Annotated in this window: 15 protein-coding genes and 1 tRNA gene; 13 read left to right on the forward strand and 3 right to left on the reverse strand. The window is 73.2% G+C overall.

What is annotated here, in order from left to right; all coding sequences use genetic code 11:
• Window positions 1–78: 78 nt before the first annotated feature.
• Window positions 79–3,747, forward strand: coding sequence for a transcription-repair coupling factor (mfd, locus tag ACFWE1_RS08905; RefSeq protein WP_376933125.1), 3,669 nt, complete (start codon window positions 79–81; stop codon window positions 3,745–3,747).
• A 158-nt stretch (window positions 3,748–3,905) separates the two neighbouring features.
• On the opposite strand, the gene ACFWE1_RS08910 is transcribed toward mfd, so the two are convergent.
• Both ACFWE1_RS08910 and nhaA read right to left on the reverse strand, forming a co-directional pair.
• Window positions 3,906–4,235, reverse strand: a complete 330-nt coding sequence (locus ACFWE1_RS08910) for a hypothetical protein (RefSeq protein WP_376933126.1) — start codon at window positions 4,233–4,235, stop codon at window positions 3,906–3,908.
• A complete protein-coding gene (gene nhaA, locus ACFWE1_RS08915) occupies window positions 4,232–5,431 on the reverse strand; it encodes a Na+/H+ antiporter NhaA (RefSeq protein WP_376933127.1) in 1,200 nt (399 codons plus the stop codon). Before nhaA ends, ACFWE1_RS08910 begins: the two co-directional genes overlap by 4 nt.
• Before the next feature lie 104 nt (window positions 5,432–5,535).
• Between nhaA and ACFWE1_RS08920 the strand changes: the two genes are divergently transcribed.
• The 9 genes from ACFWE1_RS08920 (at window position 5,536) to ACFWE1_RS08960 (ending at window position 14,116) form a co-directional block, all read left to right on the forward strand.
• A complete protein-coding gene (locus ACFWE1_RS08920; RefSeq protein ID WP_376933128.1) occupies window positions 5,536–6,243 on the forward strand; it encodes a LysE family transporter in 708 nt (235 codons plus the stop codon).
• A gap of 34 nt (window positions 6,244–6,277) precedes the next feature.
• Window positions 6,278–7,003, forward strand: a complete 726-nt coding sequence (locus ACFWE1_RS08925) for a MazG family protein (protein ID WP_376933129.1) — start codon at window positions 6,278–6,280, stop codon at window positions 7,001–7,003.
• Between the two features lie 47 nt (window positions 7,004–7,050).
• On the forward strand, window positions 7,051–8,319 hold the full coding sequence (gene hisS, locus ACFWE1_RS08930; RefSeq protein ID WP_376933130.1) for a histidine--tRNA ligase: 1,269 nt from the start codon (window positions 7,051–7,053) through the stop codon (window positions 8,317–8,319).
• Between the two features lie 130 nt (window positions 8,320–8,449).
• Complete coding sequence (eno, locus tag ACFWE1_RS08935) at window positions 8,450–9,730, forward strand: phosphopyruvate hydratase (RefSeq protein ID WP_189086566.1); 1,281 nt, start codon at window positions 8,450–8,452, stop codon at window positions 9,728–9,730.
• Between the two features lie 91 nt (window positions 9,731–9,821).
• Window positions 9,822–10,490 carry a septum formation initiator family protein gene (locus tag ACFWE1_RS08940; RefSeq protein WP_376933131.1) on the forward strand — a complete coding sequence of 223 codons (669 nt, stop codon included), beginning with the start codon at window positions 9,822–9,824 and terminating at the stop codon, window positions 10,488–10,490.
• Window positions 10,487–11,041: a DUF501 domain-containing protein gene (locus tag ACFWE1_RS08945; RefSeq protein ID WP_376933132.1), complete on the forward strand. Its 555-nt coding sequence runs from the start codon at window positions 10,487–10,489 to the stop codon at window positions 11,039–11,041. Before ACFWE1_RS08940 ends, ACFWE1_RS08945 begins: the two co-directional genes overlap by 4 nt.
• The gene (locus tag ACFWE1_RS08950; protein WP_376933133.1) at window positions 11,038–12,321 is read left to right on the forward strand and encodes a S8 family serine peptidase; all 1,284 of its coding nucleotides are present in this window, start codon (window positions 11,038–11,040) and stop codon (window positions 12,319–12,321) included. The genes ACFWE1_RS08945 and ACFWE1_RS08950 overlap by 4 nt, the downstream gene beginning before the upstream one ends.
• Before the next feature lie 35 nt (window positions 12,322–12,356).
• Window positions 12,357–13,952 carry an NAD(P)/FAD-dependent oxidoreductase gene (locus ACFWE1_RS08955; protein WP_376933134.1) on the forward strand — a complete coding sequence of 532 codons (1,596 nt, stop codon included), beginning with the start codon at window positions 12,357–12,359 and terminating at the stop codon, window positions 13,950–13,952.
• Window positions 13,953–14,042: 90 nt separating this feature from the next.
• A tRNA-Leu gene (locus ACFWE1_RS08960) sits at window positions 14,043–14,116 on the forward strand.
• A gap of 121 nt (window positions 14,117–14,237) precedes the next feature.
• Here ACFWE1_RS08960 and ACFWE1_RS08965 read toward each other — a convergent pair.
• The gene (locus ACFWE1_RS08965) at window positions 14,238–15,164 is read right to left on the reverse strand and encodes a Ppx/GppA phosphatase family protein (protein ID WP_376933135.1); all 927 of its coding nucleotides are present in this window, start codon (window positions 15,162–15,164) and stop codon (window positions 14,238–14,240) included.
• A 112-nt stretch (window positions 15,165–15,276) separates the two neighbouring features.
• Here ACFWE1_RS08965 and ACFWE1_RS08970 point away from each other — a divergent pair, with 112 nt between their 5' ends.
• Genes ACFWE1_RS08970 through ACFWE1_RS08980 form a run of 3 tightly spaced genes read left to right on the forward strand, consistent with a single transcriptional unit; the run spans window position 15,277 to window position 18,559 of the window.
• Window positions 15,277–15,888: a TetR/AcrR family transcriptional regulator gene (locus ACFWE1_RS08970; protein WP_376933136.1), complete on the forward strand. Its 612-nt coding sequence runs from the start codon at window positions 15,277–15,279 to the stop codon at window positions 15,886–15,888.
• On the forward strand, window positions 15,885–17,234 hold the full coding sequence (locus ACFWE1_RS08975) for an MFS transporter (protein WP_376933137.1): 1,350 nt from the start codon (window positions 15,885–15,887) through the stop codon (window positions 17,232–17,234). Before ACFWE1_RS08970 ends, ACFWE1_RS08975 begins: the two co-directional genes overlap by 4 nt.
• The gene (locus tag ACFWE1_RS08980) at window positions 17,231–18,559 is read left to right on the forward strand and encodes an alanine racemase (RefSeq protein ID WP_376933138.1); all 1,329 of its coding nucleotides are present in this window, start codon (window positions 17,231–17,233) and stop codon (window positions 18,557–18,559) included. The genes ACFWE1_RS08975 and ACFWE1_RS08980 overlap by 4 nt, the downstream gene beginning before the upstream one ends.
• The last annotated feature ends 9 nt before the right edge of the window (window positions 18,560–18,568 follow it).

Here is an 18,568-nt window from a genome sequence, read left to right on the forward strand (position 1 = left end):
ATCCGGCACCACCGCGGACGGCGGACGACGGATGCCGCGACCGGCCGTCGTGTCGGCGGCGGGACGTAGACTTCTCCGGTGAGTCTGCAGGGTCTGAACACGGCGCTCTCGCGCGCCTCCACGATCGAACGCGCCCTCCAGGAGGCCCAGCGCAGCGCGGACTTCTCGGCTCCGGCGGGGCTCGATGAGCCGCTGCTCGCCGGGCTCCTTGAACGCCGCAGCGCGGCGGGGCTCGCCCCGGTGCTGCTCGTGGTGACGGCGACGAGCCGCGAGGGGGAGTCGCTGCGCGGCTCGCTGGCCCCCTATCTGCCCGCCGACGCCGAGCTCCTCGAGTTCCCGGCGTGGGAGACCCTGCCGCACGAGCGGCTCTCGCCGAGCGCCGAGACGGTCGGGCGACGGCTGCACGCCATCCGCCGCCTGCACGAGTGGGGCGCGAGCGCGGGCGAGCGGCATCCGCTCGTCGTCGTCGCCTCGGTGCGCGCCGCCCTCCAGCCCATCGCCGACAACCTCGCCGAGCTCGAGCCCATCGAGCTCGTCGCGGGCGGGCGCGGCTACGACCTCTCCGAGCTCTCGCTGCGGCTCGTCGACCTCGCCTACGCGCGCGTCGACATGGTGGCCCGCCGCGGCGAGTTCGCCGTGCGCGGCGGCATCCTCGACGTCTTCCCGCCGACGGCCGACCACCCGGTGCGCGTCGAGTTCTTCGGCGACGAGATCGAGGAACTCCGCGCCTTCTCCGTCGCCGACCAGCGCTCGCTGCCCGAGCCCGTCGAGCGCGTGCACCTCGCACCGAGCCGCGAGCTGCTGCTCACCCCCGCCGTGCGCCAGCGGGCGCGCGAGATGGTGCACGAGTTCCCGAGCCTCTCGCAGATGCTCGAGAAGATCGCCGAGGGCATCCCGGTCGAGGGCATGGAGTCGCTCGCCCCGGCCCTCACCGAACGACTCGTGCCGCTCACGCACTACCTGCCCGCCCAGTCGGCGATCGCCGTCATCGCGCCCGAGCGCGTCGCCGGCCGGGCCGCGAGCCTCGCCGAGACCAATCGCGAGTTCCTCGCCGCCGCATGGAGTGCCGCCACCGTCGGCGCCGGCGCGCCCATCGACCTCGACGCGGGAGACTTCCTGACCCTGCGCGAGCTCCGCGACGCCGCCACTGGTTCCCTCAGCCCGTCGAAGGGCACTGCGCCGGGCGAGCCCGACCTCGCGCGCGTCTGGTGGACGCTGTCGCCCTTCGACGCCGGCGAGGCCGCCGACGACGTCGAGCACGACGCGAGCTACGTGCGCATCGCGGCGAACGCCGTGCCGAGCTTTCAGGGCAACGTGACGGGCGCCGTCGAGCACGTCGCCGAGCGCATGCGCGAGGGCTGGTCGCTCGTCGTGGCCGCCGCAGGGCAGGGCCTCGTCGAGCGCGCCCGCGACGTGCTCGCCGAGGCGGGGCTCGCCGCCCGGATCGTCGACGAGGTGCCGGCCGAGCCCGAGCCCGGGGTCGTCCTCCTCGTACAGGCCGAGGCCGCGCGCGGCTTCGAGGTACCCGAGGCGAAGCTCGGCCTGCTCGCCGAGGCCGAGTTCTACGGGCGGTCGGCGGCCTACGACCAGCGCGCGGGCAAGAAGCTCGCCACCCGCCGCCGCAACGTCGTCGACCCGATCCAGCTGAAGCCCGGCGATCACGTCGTGCACGCGACCCACGGCATCGGCCGCTTCGTCGAGCTCGTCCAGCGCGAGGTCGCCACAGGCACCCGGCCGAAGGGGCCGAGCCGCTCGGCCGGCATCGCCCAGCAGCCGACCACGGTGCGCGAGTACCTCGTGCTCGAGTACGCGCCGTCCAAGCGCGGGCAGGCCGGCGACCGGCTGTTCGTGCCGATGGACCAGCTCGACCTGCTCAGCCGCTACGTCGGCGGCGAGGCGCCGTCGCTCTCGAAGATGGGCGGCAGCGACTGGGCACAGGCCAAGGGCCGTGCGCGCAAGGCGGTGCGCGACATCGCGGTCGAGCTCGTGAAGCTCTACTCGGCGCGGATGGCCGCCAAGGGCCACGCCTTCGGCCCGGACACGCCGTGGCAGCACGAGCTGGAGGAGGCGTTCCCCTACACCGAGACCAACGACCAGTTGCAGACCATCGACGAGGTGAAGGCCGACATGGAGCGGCCGATCCCGATGGACCGACTGCTCGCGGGCGACGTCGGCTTCGGCAAGACCGAGGTGGCCGTGCGCGCGGCGTTCAAGGCGATCCAGGACGGCAAGCAGGTCGCCATGCTCGTGCCGACGACGCTGCTCGTGAAGCAGCACCTCGAGACCTTCACCGAGCGCTTCGCCGGCTTCCCGGTGCACGTGCGCGCGCTCAGCCGTTTCCAGACCGACAAGGAGGCGCGCGAGACCATCGCGGGACTCGCCGACGGCACCGTCGACCTCGTCATCGGCACCCACCGCATCCTGACCGAGAAGGTGCGGTTCAAAGACCTCGGGCTCATGATCATCGACGAGGAGCAGCGCTTCGGCGTCGAGCACAAGGACGCCCTGAAGAAGCTCAAGACCAACGTCGACATCCTCGCGATGAGCGCCACGCCCATCCCGCGCTCGCTCGAGATGGCCGTCACCGGCATCCGCGAGATGTCGACCCTCGCGACGCCGCCCGAGGACCGCCATCCGATCCTCACCTTCGTCGGCCCGTATTCCGAGCAGCAGGTGGGAGCCGCCATCCGCCGCGAGCTGCTGCGCGAGGGCCAGGTGTTCTTCGTGCACAACCGGGTCTCGTCGATCAACCGCGTCGCAGCCCAGCTCGCCGAGCTCGTGCCCGAGGCGCGCATCGCCGTCGCGCACGGCCAGCTGCCCGAGCACACGCTCGACCAGATCGTGAGCGACTTCTGGGAGCGCAAGTTCGACGTGCTCGTCTCGACGACGATCATCGAGACCGGCCTCGACATCTCGAACGCGAACACGATCATCATCGACCGCGCCGACAAGTACGGCCTCTCGCAGCTGCACCAGCTGCGCGGCCGGGTGGGGCGCGGCCGCGAGCGCGCGTACGCCTACTTCCTGTACGACCCGTCCAAGCCGCTCAGCGAGACCGCGCACGACCGGCTCTCCACGATTGCCGCGAACAACGAACTCGGCGGCGGCATGCAGATCGCGCTGAAGGACCTCGAGATCCGCGGCGCCGGCAACCTGCTCGGCGCCGAGCAGGCGGGCCACATCGCGGGCGTCGGCTTCGACCTCTACCTGCGCATGATCGGCGAGGCCGTGTCGGCGTTCCGCGGCGAGGTCGCCGAGGGCCAGACCGAGCTGCGGCTCGAGCTCCCCGTCGACGCGCACATCCCCGAGGACTACGTCGACAGCGAGCGGCTGCGGCTCGAGGCCTACCAGAAGCTCTCGGCCGCGAGCGGGCCGGCCTCGAAGGAGGGGCAGATCGACCAGGTCCTCGAGGAGCTCGTCGACCGCTACGGCACGCCGCCCGAATCGGTCGAGCACCTCGTCGCCGTGTCGCGGCTGCGCCGCCAGGCGCAGCTCGCCGGGCTCGCCGAGGTCATCGCGACCGGCTCGAAGCTGCGCATCGCGCCCGCGAAGATCCCCGACTCCCGGCGCGTGCGGCTCGAGCGGCTGTACCCGGGAGCGAAGCACTTCGCCCAGAACGACGTGATCCTCGTGCCGTTCCCAACGCCGGGCGGCGAGGCGCCGGGCGACGGCGACCTCATCGAGTGGGTGTCCCGGCTCGTGGCGAACATCTTCGAGCAGACGCCGGCGCCCACCGAGCAGGGCTGAGCAGGGCTGAGCAGCAGGGCCAGGGGGCCCACGCGGCTCGGGCCGGGAGGAGATCGTCGCCGAGGGAGGATGCCTCGAGGGATCGGGTCCTCCCGAGGTGCGAATCTCCTCCCGCGGCGGTGGCCACGCATGCAGCCGAGGAGCAGGGCTGAGCAGGCCTAGGGCTTCAGATGGCCCCACTCGGCCAGGAACTCCGCGACCGTCATGGTCTCCAGGTCGAGTCGGATCTGCTGCAGCAGCCCGTCGGCCTCGACGAGCGAACCGGCCTTCGTGCGGATGACGGGCGCCGCCGAATCGGTGCGCACCACGACGAGCTCCGCGACCGAGGGGCCGCCGAGGCTCGTCGCCTCGCCCGCGACGAGCAGCACGGTGTGCACGAGCTTGCCGAGACCCCGGAGCCGACGGGGGCGGAGCTCCGCGCGCAGGTGCGCGCTCGCCGGCTCGGCGCCGTCGGGCAGGCCGTCGTCGGGCAGCTCGGCCGCGCTCATCGGGAGAATGCTCCGCCCACGCCCGCCCGTGCGCCGCGGCGCCGGTACTGCGCCGAGCGCAGCGACACCGCGACAGCGGACACCACGATCGCGATGCCCGAGCCGAGCAGCACCGCGAGCGTGCCCTCGTCGGCGACCTCGGGCAGCCCGGCGAAGGCGAGCTCGTTCATGAGCAGCGACACCGTGAAGCCGATGCCGCCCAGCGCGCCGACCACGAGCAGATCGCCCCAGGTGAGCGGCGTGCTGTCGCGCCGGCGCGCCACGAGCGCTCCGATGCCGCCGCCGATCAGGATGCCGACAATCTTGCCGACCGGGAGGCCGACGAGGATGCCCCAGAACGCCGGGTCGAGCTGCGAGGGGCTCAGCTGCGGCACCGCGACCATCGCCGCGGACAGCGCGAAGAGCGGCAGCACCACGCCGTTCGACCAGGGCTCGAGTGTGTGCACGGCGCGGCCCCCGGGGCGACGGGCCATGACGAGGCCGAGGGCGACGCCCGCGATCGTCGCGTGCACCCCCGACTGGTACACGAAGTACCAGGCGAGCACACCGAGCAGGATCAGCACGCCCACGACGGGCCACTGCGGGCGGCGCGCGAGGATCCACGCCGACCGCGGCTTCATCATGCGGCTGACCGCGCCGAACAGGGCGATCGCGATGCCGGCGAAGCCGAGCGAGGCGAGGTCGGCGTCGCTCGTGAAGAAGAAGGCGATGATGAGGATCGCGATGAGGTCGTCGAGCACGGCGAGGGCGAGCAGGAACACCCGCACCCGGGTCGGCAGCCAGGTGCCGAACACGGCGAGCACGCCGAGCGCGAAGGCGATGTCGGTGGCGGTCGGGATGGGCCAGCCGTCGGCCGTGGGGCTGCCCGCGGTGAACGCCAGATAGATGAGGGCCGGCACGACGACGCCGCCGACCGCGGCGATCGCCGGGAGCAGGGCCTTCGACAGGCTGTTCAGCTCGCCGATCACGAGCTCGCGCTTCAGCTCGACCGCGACGATGAAGAAGAAGATCGCGAGCAGTCCGTCGCTGATCCAGTGGCCGATCGAGAGGTCCAGTCCGAGCCACGGCAGTTCGAGGTGCTCGCTCTTCAGCGCGAGGAGGCCGGGGCCCGCCGAGGTGTTCGCGAGCAGGAGGCCGAGGGCGGCGGCCACGAGCAGGAGCACGGCGGCCCAGCGCTCGGATCGGAGGAGGTTCATGCGAGCCTTTCGTACGGTCTTCGATCTCATTCGCCGACCAGACTTCCCGGCACTCCGCGAACGATCCTACCGTGCAGGGGCTGCGCGGCCCCTACGCTGGGGCGGTGACCCTCTCGCTCTGGGCGACGCTGCTCGCCGCCTGCTTCGTGATCAGCTTCACGCCGGGGGCCGGGGCGATCAACACGATGGGCAACTCGCTCACGGTCGGCTTCCGCCGCTCGATCTGGGGCATCCTCGGTCAGCAGGCCGCCCTCGTGGTGCACATCGCGATCGTCGCCGCGGGCGTCGGGGTGCTCGTCACCGGCTCGCCCGTGCTCTTCGAGATCATCCGCTACGCGGGCGCCGCCTACCTCGTGTACCTCGGCATCCGCCAGATCCTCGCGAAGCCGAGCGCGCCCGAGCCGGGCAGCGCGCCCGAGCCGGGCAGCGCGCCCGAGCCCGGTTCCGCACCGGGGGAGGCGGACGCGGAGGCGGAGGCGGATGCCTCGCCGACCGCCCCGGCACGCGGCGAGTCGCGCTGGTCGATGTTCCGGCGGGGGCTGTGGGTGAACCTGCTGAACCCGAAGGCGATCGTGTTCTTCCTGGCCTTCCTGCCGCAGTTCATCCGCCCCGGCCTGCCGCTGCTGCCGCAGTACCTCGTCGTCGGGGCGACCGTGGTGATCGTCGACGTCATCGTGATGTGGGGCTTCTTCGCGGTCGCGGCGCAGGGCCTGCGCCGGCTCACCGCCTCCGCGCGGGGCCAGCGGATCGTGAACCGGCTGTTCGGCAGCCTCTTCATCGGCGTCGGCGTGCTGCTCGCGGTCGTGCACTAGGCCCGCCCGCCGCCGGCCCGCCTAGGCTGGGCGCATGACCGCCGCCGCCCACCCCGCCCTCGACGAGCTCATCGCCACGGTCGCGTTGCTGCGCGCTCCCGGCGGCTGCCCCTGGGACGCCGAGCAGACGCACGTGTCGCTCGTGCAGTACCTCGTCGAGGAGTGCTGGGAGCTCATCGACGCGATCGAGTCGGGCGACCGCGCCGAGATGATCGAGGAGCTCGGCGACGTGCTCTACCAGGTGCTCTTCCACGCCGATCTCGCCGCGCACACCCCGGGCGAGGACTTCGACCTCGAGGACGTCGCGCGGCATATGACGGCCAAGATGGTGGCGCGGCATCCGCACGTCTTCGGCGACCGCGAGGCGGAGACCGCCGAGGACGTCGTCGGCTTCTGGGACGAGCTGAAGGCCGACGAGAAGCCGCACCGCACGAGCGTGCTCGACGGCGTGCCGATGGGCATGCCGGCGCTCGCGCTCGCCGCGAAGGTGCTGACGAAGGCCGAGAAGGCGGGCGTCGTGCCGAGCCCGCGGGCGGATGCCCCGAGCGCGCCGGTGCCGGGCGAGTCGTCCCCGGGCGAGTCGTTCCCCGGCGGCTCCTTCCCGGCCGACGAGGCCGAACTCGGCGAGGCGCTGCTTCGGCTCGTCGCCGAGGCGCGCGACCGCGGCCTGGACGCCGAGCGGGCGCTGCGCGGCGCCGTCCGGGACTTCACCGCCGAGGTGCGGGCGGCCGAGGCATCCGCGCAGACCGAACCGCGCTAGCCGCCCGGGCGACGCGGGCACCCGCCCGCGCCTGGAAGAATGGGCGCATGGCCCAGACCGTCACGCCTCCGCGCGGCATGCGCGACTTCCTGCCCGCCGAGAAGGCCCGTCGCGAGCACGCGCTCGGCGTCATCCGCGGGGTGTACGCCGCGCACGGCTTCGACGAGATCGAGACGCCGGTCATGGAGGACAGCTCGAGGCTGCACGCGGGCCTCGGCGGCGACAACGAGAAGCTCGCCTTCGCGGTGATGAAGCGCGGCCTCGGCGAGGCGGAGCTCAGTGCCGCGGCCGCCGCGGGCGACCCGCTCTCGCTCGCCGACCTCGGCCTGCGCTACGACCTCACGGTGCCGCTCGCCCGCTTCTACGCGACGCACCGGGCGGCCCTGCCGCCCGTGTTCCGCTCCATCCAGATCGCGCCGGTCTGGCGGGCCGAGCGCCCGCAGAAGGGGCGCTACCGCCAGTTCGTGCAGTGCGACATCGACATCATCGGCGACGCCACCCCGCTCGCCGAGCTCGAGCTGCTGACGGCGACGGTCGCGACGCTCGACGCACTGGGCCTGGCCGGCTGCACCATCCGCCTGAACGACCGGCGCATCCTCGCCGGCATCCTCGCCGCCTGGGGCGTGCCCGCCGAGCTGCGCGAGCGCGCGCTCATCACCGTCGACAAGCTCGACAAGATCGGGGTCGACGGCGTCGCCGCCGAACTCGTCGAGACCGGTGCGGTCGCCTCGCCCGACGCCGTCGCCGAGGCCCTGCACGGGCTCACCACCGCCGACTGGCACCTGCACGACGGCGTCGCGCCGCCGCCCGCCTGGCTCGACCTCGACGCCTACGCCGAGCTCCGCGCGCTCCGCGAGGCGCTGCCGGGCGCGGCCATCGAGTTCGACCCGACGCTCGTGCGCGGCATGGGCTACTACACGGGCACGATCTTCGAGATCGCGCACCCCGAGTTCGGCTACTCGCTCGGCGGCGGCGGACGCTACGACGGCATGATCGGCCGCTTCCTCGGCCAGGAGGTGCCGGCGTGCGGCTTCTCCATCGGCTTCGAGCGCATCGTCGACCTGCTGGAGCTCCGCGACGCCGGCCGCCCTCGCGCCGTCGTCCTCGTGCACGACGGCGCGGTGCCGGCCGAGCGGCTGCTCGCGATCAAGCGCGAGCTCGTCGCCTCCGGCGTCCGCGTCCGGCTCGAGCGCCGGGTGAAGAACTTCCGCGCGCTGCTCGACCGGGTCACCGCCGACGGCTTCGACGCCTTCGCGAGCGTGACGGCCGAGACGGCGGATGCCTCGGCGCTCGAGTTCCGGGAGCTCGGCGAGTAGCCCGTGCCCCGCGGAGTCGGCGCCCCGCGGAGTTGTGGCTCTCGCCGACGCCCCTAGACTGGGCGGCGGATCACGATGGCGTCGTCCATACCTTCCCAACCCCACGAAGCCCCCATCAGAGGAGTCCACTGTGGCATTCATCGAAGCAGTCGGCGCGCGCGAGATTCTCGACTCGCGCGGCAACCCCACCGTCGAGGTCGAGGTCCTCCTCGACGACGGATCGCTCGCCCGGGCGGCCGTGCCCTCGGGGGCGTCGACCGGGGCGTTCGAGGCGTACGAGCTGCGCGACGGCGACGCCGACCGCTACCTCGGCAAGGGCGTGCAGAAGGCCGTCGACGCCGTGCTCGACGTGCTCGGCCCGGCCATCGAGGACCTCGACGCGAGCGACCAGCGCCTCGTCGACGCCGCCCTCATCGAGGCCGACGGCACCGACAACAAGAGCCGCCTCGGCGCGAACGCCATCCTCGGCGTCTCGCTCGCCGTCGCGAAGGCCGCGGCCGACGCCGCCGACCTGCCGCTGTTCCGCTACCTCGGCGGCCCGAACGCGCACGTGCTGCCCGTGCCGATGATGAACATCATCAACGGCGGCGCGCACGCCGACACCGGCGTCGACATCCAGGAGTTCATGATCCTCCCGGTCGGCGCGCCGACCTTCTCCGAGGGCCTCCGCTGGGGCGTCGAGACCTACCACGCGCTGAAGAGCCTGCTGAAGGCGAACGGCCTGTCGACCGGCCTCGGCGACGAGGGCGGCTTCGCCCCCGACTTCGCGCACAACCGCGCCGCGCTCGACTTCATCTCCGAGGCCGTGCAGAAGGCGGGCTTCACCCTCGGCACCGACATCGCCCTCGGCCTCGACGTCGCGTCGACCGAGTTCTTCGAGAACGGCGTCTACCGCTTCGAGGGCAAGGACCGCAGCGCCGCCGAGATGAACGCGTACTACGCCGAGCTCGCCGAGGCGTACCCGCTCGTCTCGATCGAGGACCCGCTGGCCGAGGACGACTGGGCCGGCTGGGCCGAGCTCACCGCCTCGCTCGGGCAGAAGCTCCAGCTCGTCGGCGACGACCTGTTCGTGACGAACCCGAAGCGCCTCGCCGACGGCATCGCGAAGCACGCCGGCAACTCGATCCTCGTGAAGGTGAACCAGATCGGCACCCTCACCGAGACCCTCGACGCCGTGAAGCTCGCGCAGCGCGCCGGCTACACCGCGGTGCTCTCGCACCGTTCGGGTGAGACCGAGGACACGACGATCGCCGACCTCGCGGTCGCGACCGACTGCGGCCAGATCAAGACGGGCGCGCCCGCCCGTTCCGAGCGGGTCGCCAAGTACAATCAGCTTCTGAGGATCGAAGAAGAGCTCGGTGAGGCCGCGGTGTACGCCGGCCGCACGGCGTTCCCGCGCTTCACGGCGTAAGACGATCGCGGCGCGAGCCGCGACAGCAGGGGGTGGCCAGGCGGCCGCCCCCTGCTGCGTTCCCCGGGCGATCGGCCGGGAAGGAGGCGCGATGAGCGGACCGAAGCGTCCCCAGCGCCCCGGGCGGCCGCAGCCCCCGAAGCGCACGACCCCCGCGACGCCGGAGCCCGAGCCCGCGACCGCCCCGCGCGCTCCCGGCGACTCGACGGGCCCCCGCAGCGCACGGCGACGCACCGCCTCGGCGGCCACCACCGCTCCCGAGGCCGGAGCGGTGCGGCAGGGATGGCTCGGCGGCATCCGCTTCTCGGGGTTCTCGCTCATCATGATGGGCCTGCTCGTGCTCGCCGTCGTCGTGCTCGCGCCCACGGTCTCCTCCTTCGCCGCGCAGCGGCAGCAGATCGCCGAGCTGCGCGCCGAGGTCTCCCAGCAGGAGGCCGAGCTCACGAAGCTCCGCACCGAGCGCGAACGATGGAGCGACGAGACGTTCATCGTGACCCAGGCGCGCGAGCGGCTCTACTACGTGCTGCCCGGCGAGGTGAGCTACCTCGTCATCGACGACCGCAGCGACGCCGACAAGTCCGAGGCCGAGCACGCGGTCTCTGCCGATGTGACCGAGGCGGAGCACGACTGGCTCTCGAGCCTGCTCGACTCCGTCATGACCGCCGGCCTCGCGCCGGGCGCGAGCGACCCGAGCGCCCCGCCCGCCGACCCAGCAGCGACCACGCCGCCCGCCGCGGCTACCTCCGGAGGTACCCGATGACCCGCCCGCCGTTCGAGCCCGTCGCCGAGCGCGACCTCCGCATCGTCTCGGCGCAGCTCGGCCGAGAAGCGCGCAACGTCGTCGGCATCGCCGCGCGCTGCGTGTGCGGTGCCCCGACGGTCGTCGCGACCGCGCCCCGGCTCGCCGACGGCACGCCGTTCCCCACGTTCTACTACCTGAGCCACCCCGCCGCGACGGCCGCGATGAGCTTCCTCGAGGCCGCGCAGCTCATGGTCGAGTGCAACGAGCTGCTGCACGCCGACGCCGAGGTGGCCGCCGGCTACGCCCGCGCCCACGAGGACTACCTGGCCGATCGCGGGCAGTTCGGCGAGGTGGCCGAGATCGCGGGCGTCTCGGCCGGCGGCATGCCCACCCGGGTGAAGTGCCTGCACGCCGTCGCCGCGCACGCGCTCGCGGCCGGTCCGGGGGCGAACCCCATCGGCGATCTCGCGCTCGCCCGCTCGAGCTGGTCGCCCGAGGTGTGCCAGTGCGCCGACTACGGCGTGGACGAGGCCGGCGGCGCGCCGCCGGCGGCGGAGCCCGCCCGATGACCGGCCGCCGACGCGGCGGGCGCGCTTCGCGGATCGTGCGCGGGCTCGCCCTCGCCGCCGCGACCGCGGCGCTCGTCGGCGTCGGCGCGGCCCCCGCGCACGCGGACACGGTGCGCGACCTCGAGTACTGGCTGAGCGAGTACGGCTTCTCGACCGCCTGGAACACGACCAAGGGCAAGGGCGTCACGGTCGCGGTGATCGACACCGGCGTCGCCGGCACCGTCGTCGAGCTGAAGGGCGCGATCACGGGCGGCACGGATGTCTCGGGCCTCGGCTCGCCCGACGGGCAGACCCCGGTCGGCGAGAAGCCCGAGCACGGCACCATGGTCGCCTCGCTCCTCGCCGGTCGCGGCTCGACGCCCGGCAACGGCGTCATCGGCGTCGCGCCCGAGGCATCCATCCTGACCGCCTCCGTCGCCTTCGGCGAGGAGACCGGCGCCAGCGCCTCGAACGACGACCAGATCGCCGAGGCCGTCGTCTGGGCGGTCGACCACGGCGCCGACGTCATCAACATGTCGCTCACGCGCAACACCCGCGACTGGCCCGAGAGCTGGGACGCGGCGTTCCTGCACGCCTTCGAGCACGACGTCGTGATCGTCGCGGCGGCGGGCAACCGCGGCAGCGGCACCACCGAGGTCGGCGCGCCCGCGACGATCCCGGGCGTGCTCACCGTCGCCGGCGTCGACCGGGAGGGCAACGCGAGCTTCGACGCGAGCTCCCAGGGCATCACGATCGCGGTCGCGGCCCCGAGCGAGGACCTCGTCGGGGTGCGCCCCGACGGCTCCTACGTGCAGTGGAGCGGCACGAGCGCCGCTGCGCCGATCGTCTCCGGGCTCGTGGCGCTCGTGCGCGCCGAGTACCCCGATCTCGACGCGGCCAACGTCATCAACCGGGTCATCTCGACGGCCGACCCCAAGGGGCACCCGGTCGGCGGGCCGCTCTACGGCTACGGCCTCATCGACCCCGTCGCCGCCCTCACCGAGGACGTGCCCAAGGTCGACGCGAACCCGCTCGGCAGCCTCTCCGACTGGATCCGGCTGCACCGCCGGGCGAGTGGCGAGGCGCCCCCGACGGAGGCGCCCGAGGAGCAGATCGTGCCGATCGCCGACCCGCCGCTGCCCGAGTCGGCGAGCACCCAGACCCTGCTGCCCACGTCGTGGACGCTCGCATATATCACGATCCCGCTCTCACTGGTCGCGGGATTTGGTACGCTAGCAGCGCTGTTGGGCATCGGCGCCACTCGGCATATCAGGCGGAGCACCCGCGGCGGCGGGGACTGACCGCCCATCCCCACAAATCAAGGAGTCCATTCACCGTGCCCAAGATTCTCATCGTCGGTGGCGGGTATGCAGGTTTCTACACCGCGTGGAAGCTCGAGAAGTGGCTGCGTCCCGGCGAAGCCGAGGTCACCGTGGTCGACCCGCTGCCCTACATGACGTACCAGCCGTTCCTGCCCGAGGTCGCGGCCGGTTCGATCGAGGCCCGTCACGCGGTCGTCGCGCAGCGCCGCCACCTCAAGAAGACGAACGTCGTCACCGCCAAGGTCACGAAGATCGACCACGCGGCCAAGACCGCGACGATCACGCCCGCCGAGGGCGAGCCGTGGCAGTTCGACTACGACGTCGTCGTGGTCACCGGCGGCGCCGTCTCGCGCACCTTCCCGATCCCCGGCATCGCCGAGAACGCGATCGGCCTGAAGACCATCGAAGAGGCTGTGGCGATCCGCGACCGCCTGCTCTCGAACTTCGACAAGGCGTCGAACCTCCCCGCCGGTCCCGAGCGCGACCGCCTGCTCACCGTCACGGTGGTCGGCGGCGGCTTCGCCGGCATCGAGGTGTTCGCCGAGCTGCGCTCCTTCGCGAGCGCCCTGCTCGAGTACTACCCGCAGCTCAGCTTCGAGGACACGCACTTCCACCTCATCGAGGCGATGGGCCGCATCATGCCCGAGGTGTCGCTCCCCACGAGCCACTGGGTGATCAAGCACCTCGCCCAGCGCGGTGCGCAGATCCACCTCGACACGCAGCTCACGAGCGCCGTCGACGGCAAGATCGAGCTGTCGACCGGCGAGAGCTTCGAGTCCGACCTCATCGTCTGGACCGCCGGCGTCATGGCGAACCCGGCGATCGTCCGCACGAGCGACCTGCCCGTCGAGGAGCGCGGCCGCATCAAGACCCGCGCCGACCTCCGCGTCGGTGACGACGACGACATCGTGGCCGACGCCTGGGCGGCCGGCGACATCTCGGCCGTGCCCGACCTCACCGGCGGCGGCGTCGGCGGCTACTGCGTGCCGAACGCCCAGCACGCCGTGCGTCAGGGCAAGCTGCTCGCCAAGAACGTCGTCGCGGTGCTCCGCGGCGAGGAGCCCAAGAACTACGTGCACAAGAACCTCGGTGCCGTCGCGGGCCTCGGCCTCGGCTCGGGCGTGTTCCAGTCCGGCAAGCTCGCGATCAAGGGCCTGCTCGCCTGGTTCGCGCACCGCGGCTACCACGGCCTCGCGATGCCCAGCTGGGAGCGCAAGTTCCGCGTGTTCTGGGGCTGGTGGAACAACTTCTGGCTCGGCCGCGACATCGTGTCGCTGTCGGCCGTGCAGCGCCCGCGCGCCGCGTTTGAGGAGTTCGCCGCCCGCCCGAAGCCGGCCGCCGACGCCGCGCCGGCGACGACCGCCGCCCCCGCGAAGGCGGAGCCCAAGGCTGCGCCCGCGAAGGCGGAGCCCAAGGCTGCGCCCGCGAAGGCCGCGCCCGCGAAGGCTGCGGCGAAGAAGGCTCCGGCTGCGAAGAGCGAGGCCGGCGAGGCCGCGCCGAAGAAGGCTCCGGCCAAGCGCACGACCGCGAAGAAGGCCGCTCCGGCCGAGCCCGCAACCGACGCGCCCGCCGCCGAGACGAAGGCCGAGGAGGTCGTCGCCGCCAAGTAGGCGGCACGGCAGCTGACTACACTGTGACGCGGCGTCGCCCCCTGGGCGGCGCCGCGTTCGGCGTCTCGGGCGAGTGCGCCCGGCCGCCGCGCCCCCATAGCCCAACCGGCAGAGGCAGGCGGCTTAAACCCGCTCAAGTCTGGGTTCGAATCCCAGTGGGGGCACCGGGGCGGCAGGCGGCGCGGTGCTCGAGCCCGCATCACGTCTGGGTTCGAATCCCAGTGGGGGCACCTGGGCGGCAGGCGGGCAGGCAGGCAGGCGGCGCGGTGGGCCGCGCGACCCCGCTCAGTCGAGGTGGTCGAGCCGGCGCAGGATGAGGCCCTCGCGCAATGCCCAGGGGGAGACGTCGAGCTCGTCGACGTCGAAGGCGCGCATCGCCTCCGAGAGCACGACCGCGCCGGCGACGATCTGGAAGGTGCGGTCGGCGGTGATGCCGGGCAGTGCGGGGCGCGCGTCGGCGGGGATGCGGGCGAGCCGGGGGATCCAGTCGTCGAGGCCCTTGAGCTTCAGCATGGCGCGGCCCGACGATCCCACCCCGTCCTCGGTCCAGCCCGCGAGCCGGGCGAGCGAGCGGATCGTCTTCGAGGAGCCGACGACGTGGTCCGGGCCGGCGTGGGCGCGGAAGTCGCCGAGCGCGCCCTCGATGACCCGCCGCGCGTGCTCGCGCAGGCGGCCGACCTGCTCGACCGAGGGCGGGTCGTCGGGCAGGAAGGCGATCGTCGAACGCCCCGCGCCGAGCGGGAGCGAGCGGGCCACATCGGGCACCTCGTCGCCGCCGAGCGCGATCTCGAGCGAGCCGCCGCCGATGTCGAAGAGCAGGATGCGCTCGGCCGACCAGCCGTACCACCGGCGCACCGCGAGGAAGGTGAGCCGGGCCTCGTCCTCGCCGGAGAGCACGTCGAGCCGGATGCCGGTCTCGCGCTCCACGAGGTCGAGCAGGTGCTCGCCGTTGGCGGCCTCCCGGATCGCCGAGGTGGCGAAGGCGAGCAGCTCCTCGATGCCGGCCTCGCGCGCCGCCCTGGCCGCCTCGCCGACGGCCGAGAGCACCGCCTGCACGCCCTCGGGGCTGATCGCGCCGTCGGGCTCGAGGTAGCGCATGAGGCGCAGCACGGACTTGTTCGAGGCGGTGGGGATGGGGCGTGCGCCGGGGTGGGCGTCGACCACGAGGAGGTGGACGGTGTTGGAACCGACATCGAGAACTCCGAGGCGCATGAAGCGAGCGTAGCGATCCCGGGCCGGATGCTGCATACTGAGGCGACTGGGTCAACTGTCCCAGTTCGTCGCGACGCGGTCGTCGCGACGACTCGACGGCGAGGAGGACGCGATGGCGCGGATGTCTGCCGCCGACCGCCGCTCGGCGCTCATCGAGGCCGCGCTGCGGGTCGTGTCCCGCGAGGGCCTCGCGCAGGCGACGACACGGGCGATCGTGGCCGAGGCCGGCATGAGCCTCGCAAGCTTCCACTACGCGTTCGAGTCGCGCGACGAGCTCGTCGACGAGCTCATCGGCACCGTCGTGGCGCGCGAGCGCAAGGCGGTCGCCCCCGAGGAGCTCATCGCCGCGGCCGACGAGGGCGCGAGCCTCGCCGAGCTCGTCGAGGCCGGGCTGCTGCGCTACTTCGAGCACCTCCGCGCCGATCCCGAGCACGAGCAGGCCATGCTCGAGCTCACCCAGTACGCGCTCCGTTCGCCGGAGCGGCATCCCCTCGCCGTCGCGCAGTACGAGCGCTACGCCGAGCTCGTCGTCGAGGCCCTCGACGCCGCGGCCGAGCTCACCGGCGCGCGCTGGCGACTGCCCGTCGAGCACGTCGCCCGGGTGCTCGTCGCCTTCACCGACGGCCTCACCCTCACCTGGCTGGTCGACCGCGACGACGCGGCCGCCGCCCGCGTCGCCGTCGCCGCGGCCGACGCCCTCTCGAGAATGGCGGACCCCCGATGACCCGAATCGACCCCGGCGCGCCCGACCCCGGCGCCCCCGACCCCGGCGCCGGGCCCGGCGCAGCGCCCGGCCCGCACGGCATCGGCGTGGGCACGGCGAGCGGCGCGGTCGGCGCCTTCGCCGAACCGGTCCGCCGCGTCTCGGCGGGCTGGATCGCGGCCTTCGCGACCGTCTGGTTCGGGGTGTGGATGGCGCAGCTGACCCCCGTGCAGCTGCTGCTCCCCGCGCAGATCGACGCCGAGCTGCATCCGGAGAACTGGGTCGACTCGGTCGTCGCCTTCGGCATCATCTCCGGCATCGCGGCGCTCGCGACGATCATCGCCTACCCGCTCACGGGCGCCATGAGCGACCGCACGACGAGCCGCTTCGGCCGCCGGCGGCCGTGGATCGCGATCGGCGCGCTCGTCTTCGCCCTCTCGCTCGTGCTGCTCGGCTTCCAGACCCAGATCTGGGCGATCGGTGCGGCGTGGGTCGCGGCATCCGTCGGCTTCTGCATCATGACCGCCGCGCTCACCGCGACGATCTCCGACCAGGTGCCGGTCGGCCAGCGCGGCTTCGTGTCCGGCTGGATGTCCGCCCCGCAGGCGGTCGGCATCATCGCGGGTCTGCTGCTCGTCACCGAGCTCGTCGCGGGCCAGGTGGCCGGCTACGCGGTGCTCGCCCTTCTGCTGGTGCTGCTCGCCGTGCCGTTCCTGCTGCGCCGGGACCAGCCCCTGCTCGCCGCCGACCGCGCGCGGGTGACCGCGCGAGGCGTCCTCTCCTCCCTGTGGATCAGCCCCCGCCGCTACCCCGACTTCGGCTGGACGCTGCTCAGCCGTGTGCTCGTCTCCGTCGGCAACGCGCTCGGCACGAGCCTGCTGCTGTACTTCCTGATGTTCGGTCTGAAGGACGAGCACGCCGAGGACGACCTCATCGTGCTCACGCTCATCTACATGGTGTTCGTGGTGCTCGCCTCGCTCGGCCTCGGCCGCTGGTCGGACCGCACCGGCAAGCGCCGGGTGTTCGTCTTCGTCGCCTCCGGGCTGCAGGCGCTCGCCGCGCTCCTGCTCGCCCTCGTGCCCGACCTCACCGTCGCGATGATCGCCGCGGGACTGCTCGGCGCCGGCTACGGCTGCTTCCTCTCGGTCGACCAGGCGCTCGCGACGCAGGTGCTGCCGGACGCGGCGAGCCGCGGCAAGGACCTCGGCATCATGAACATCGCCTCCGCCGTGCCGCAGGCCATCGCGCCCCTCATCGGCGCCGCCGCGGTCGTGCTCACCGGCTCCTTCGTGCTCGTGTTCGTGCTGTCCGCCGCCTTCGCCGCGGCGGGCGCGTTCGCGGTCGCCAGGGTGCGGAGCGTCGCATGAGCGCCGCGACGCGGCCGGCCGCGACGCGCGGCACGACGACGAAGAAGACCAGCACGACGAAGGAGGCCACCGGCGTGACGGCCATCGATCTCCGGCTCACGGGCCGGCCGACGGCGGATGCCGCGGTCTGGCGCGACCCGGCCGAGTACTGGGGCAGGATGACGGCCGCCACCGCCCACCTCGATGCGCCCGTCGGCGCGCTCCACCTCGGAGCGCTGCGGCACAACGCCGCCGACATGGTGCGCCGGGCGCAGGGCACGCCGATCCGGGTCGCCTCGAAGTCGATCCGCGTGCGCGGCGTCATCGAGGCGCTGCTGCGGATGCCCGGCTACCGGGGCGTGCTCGCCTACACGCTCGCCGAGGCCATCCGGCTCGCCGACACCGTCGACGACGTCGTCGTGGGCTACCCGACGGCCGAGCGCGGCAGTATCCGGCGCCTCGCCACCGACCCCGAGCTCGCCGCGAAGATCACCCTCATGGTCGACTCGCCCGCCCAGCTCGACCTCGTCGACGCCGTGCTGCCCCCGGGCGAGCGCGAGACGATCCGCGTGTGCCTCGAGCTCGACGCCTCCTGGCAGGCGCCCGTGCTCGGCCACCTCGGCGTCCGCCGCTCGCCGATCCACGAGCCCGACGACGCCGGCGCCTTCGCGGCCTACCTCGCCGCTCGGCCGGGCTTCGCGCTCGTCGGCGTCATGTCGTACGAGGCGCAGATCGCCGGCGTGCAGACCGCGCCGCCCGGCAAGCCCGTCGACGGGGTCATGAACCGGTGGATGCAGTCGCGCTCCATGCCCGAGCTGCTGGAACGCCGCGCCCGGGCGATCGCGCGCATCCGCGAGCACGCCGAGCTCGAGTTCGTGAACGGCGGCGGCACCGGCTCCCTTGAGGCGACGAGCGCCGACCCCTCGATCACCGAGATCGCCGCCGGCTCCGGCATCCTCGCCGGTCACCTCTTCGACGGCTACACGCAGTTCGCCCCGGCCCCCGCGGCCGCCTTCGCGCTCGACGTCGTGCGCCGGCCGAGCGCCGAGCACGCGACGATCCTCGGCGGCGGCTGGATCGCCTCCGGGCCGCCCGGGCCTGACCGCCTGCCGCGCATCGTCTGGCCGGAGGGGCTCGAGCTCCTGCCACGCGAGATGGCCGGCGAGGTGCAGTCGCCCGTGACCGGCCGCGCCGCGAGGCGGCTGCGGGTGGGCGAGCGGGTCTGGCTCCGGCACACGAAGTCCGGCGAGCTCGCGGAGCACCTGAACGCCTTCGCGGTCGTCGACGGCGACGCGGTCGTCGGCGAGCTGCCGACGTACCGCGGCGAGGGCTGGGCGTTCCTGTGAGGAGGGAAC

This window comes from Agromyces sp. NPDC060279 (assembly GCF_042726785.1).
GTDB lineage: Bacteria > Actinomycetota > Actinomycetes > Actinomycetales > Microbacteriaceae > Agromyces.

Excerpts from the sequence above, each read along its gene's own strand:
- ACFWE1_RS08910 (WP_376933126.1), bottom strand. The coding sequence starts at position 4,235 with ATGAGCGCGGCCGAGCTGCCCGACGACGGCCTGCCCGACGGCGCCGAG.
- ACFWE1_RS08950 (WP_376933133.1), top strand. The coding sequence starts at position 11,038 with ATGACCGGCCGCCGACGCGGCGGGCGCGCTTCGCGGATCGTGCGCGGG.
- hisS (WP_376933130.1), top strand. The coding sequence starts at position 7,051 with ATGGCCCAGACCGTCACGCCTCCGCGCGGCATGCGCGACTTCCTGCCC.
- ACFWE1_RS08940 (WP_376933131.1), top strand. The coding sequence starts at position 9,822 with ATGAGCGGACCGAAGCGTCCCCAGCGCCCCGGGCGGCCGCAGCCCCCG.
- ACFWE1_RS08980 (WP_376933138.1), top strand. The coding sequence starts at position 17,231 with ATGAGCGCCGCGACGCGGCCGGCCGCGACGCGCGGCACGACGACGAAG.
- ACFWE1_RS08975 (WP_376933137.1), top strand. The coding sequence starts at position 15,885 with ATGACCCGAATCGACCCCGGCGCGCCCGACCCCGGCGCCCCCGACCCC.
- ACFWE1_RS08965 (WP_376933135.1), bottom strand. The coding sequence starts at position 15,164 with ATGCGCCTCGGAGTTCTCGATGTCGGTTCCAACACCGTCCACCTCCTC.
- ACFWE1_RS08970 (WP_376933136.1), top strand. The coding sequence starts at position 15,277 with ATGGCGCGGATGTCTGCCGCCGACCGCCGCTCGGCGCTCATCGAGGCC.
- ACFWE1_RS08945 (WP_376933132.1), top strand. The coding sequence starts at position 10,487 with ATGACCCGCCCGCCGTTCGAGCCCGTCGCCGAGCGCGACCTCCGCATC.
- nhaA (WP_376933127.1), bottom strand. The coding sequence starts at position 5,431 with ATGAACCTCCTCCGATCCGAGCGCTGGGCCGCCGTGCTCCTGCTCGTG.
- ACFWE1_RS08925 (WP_376933129.1), top strand. The coding sequence starts at position 6,278 with ATGACCGCCGCCGCCCACCCCGCCCTCGACGAGCTCATCGCCACGGTC.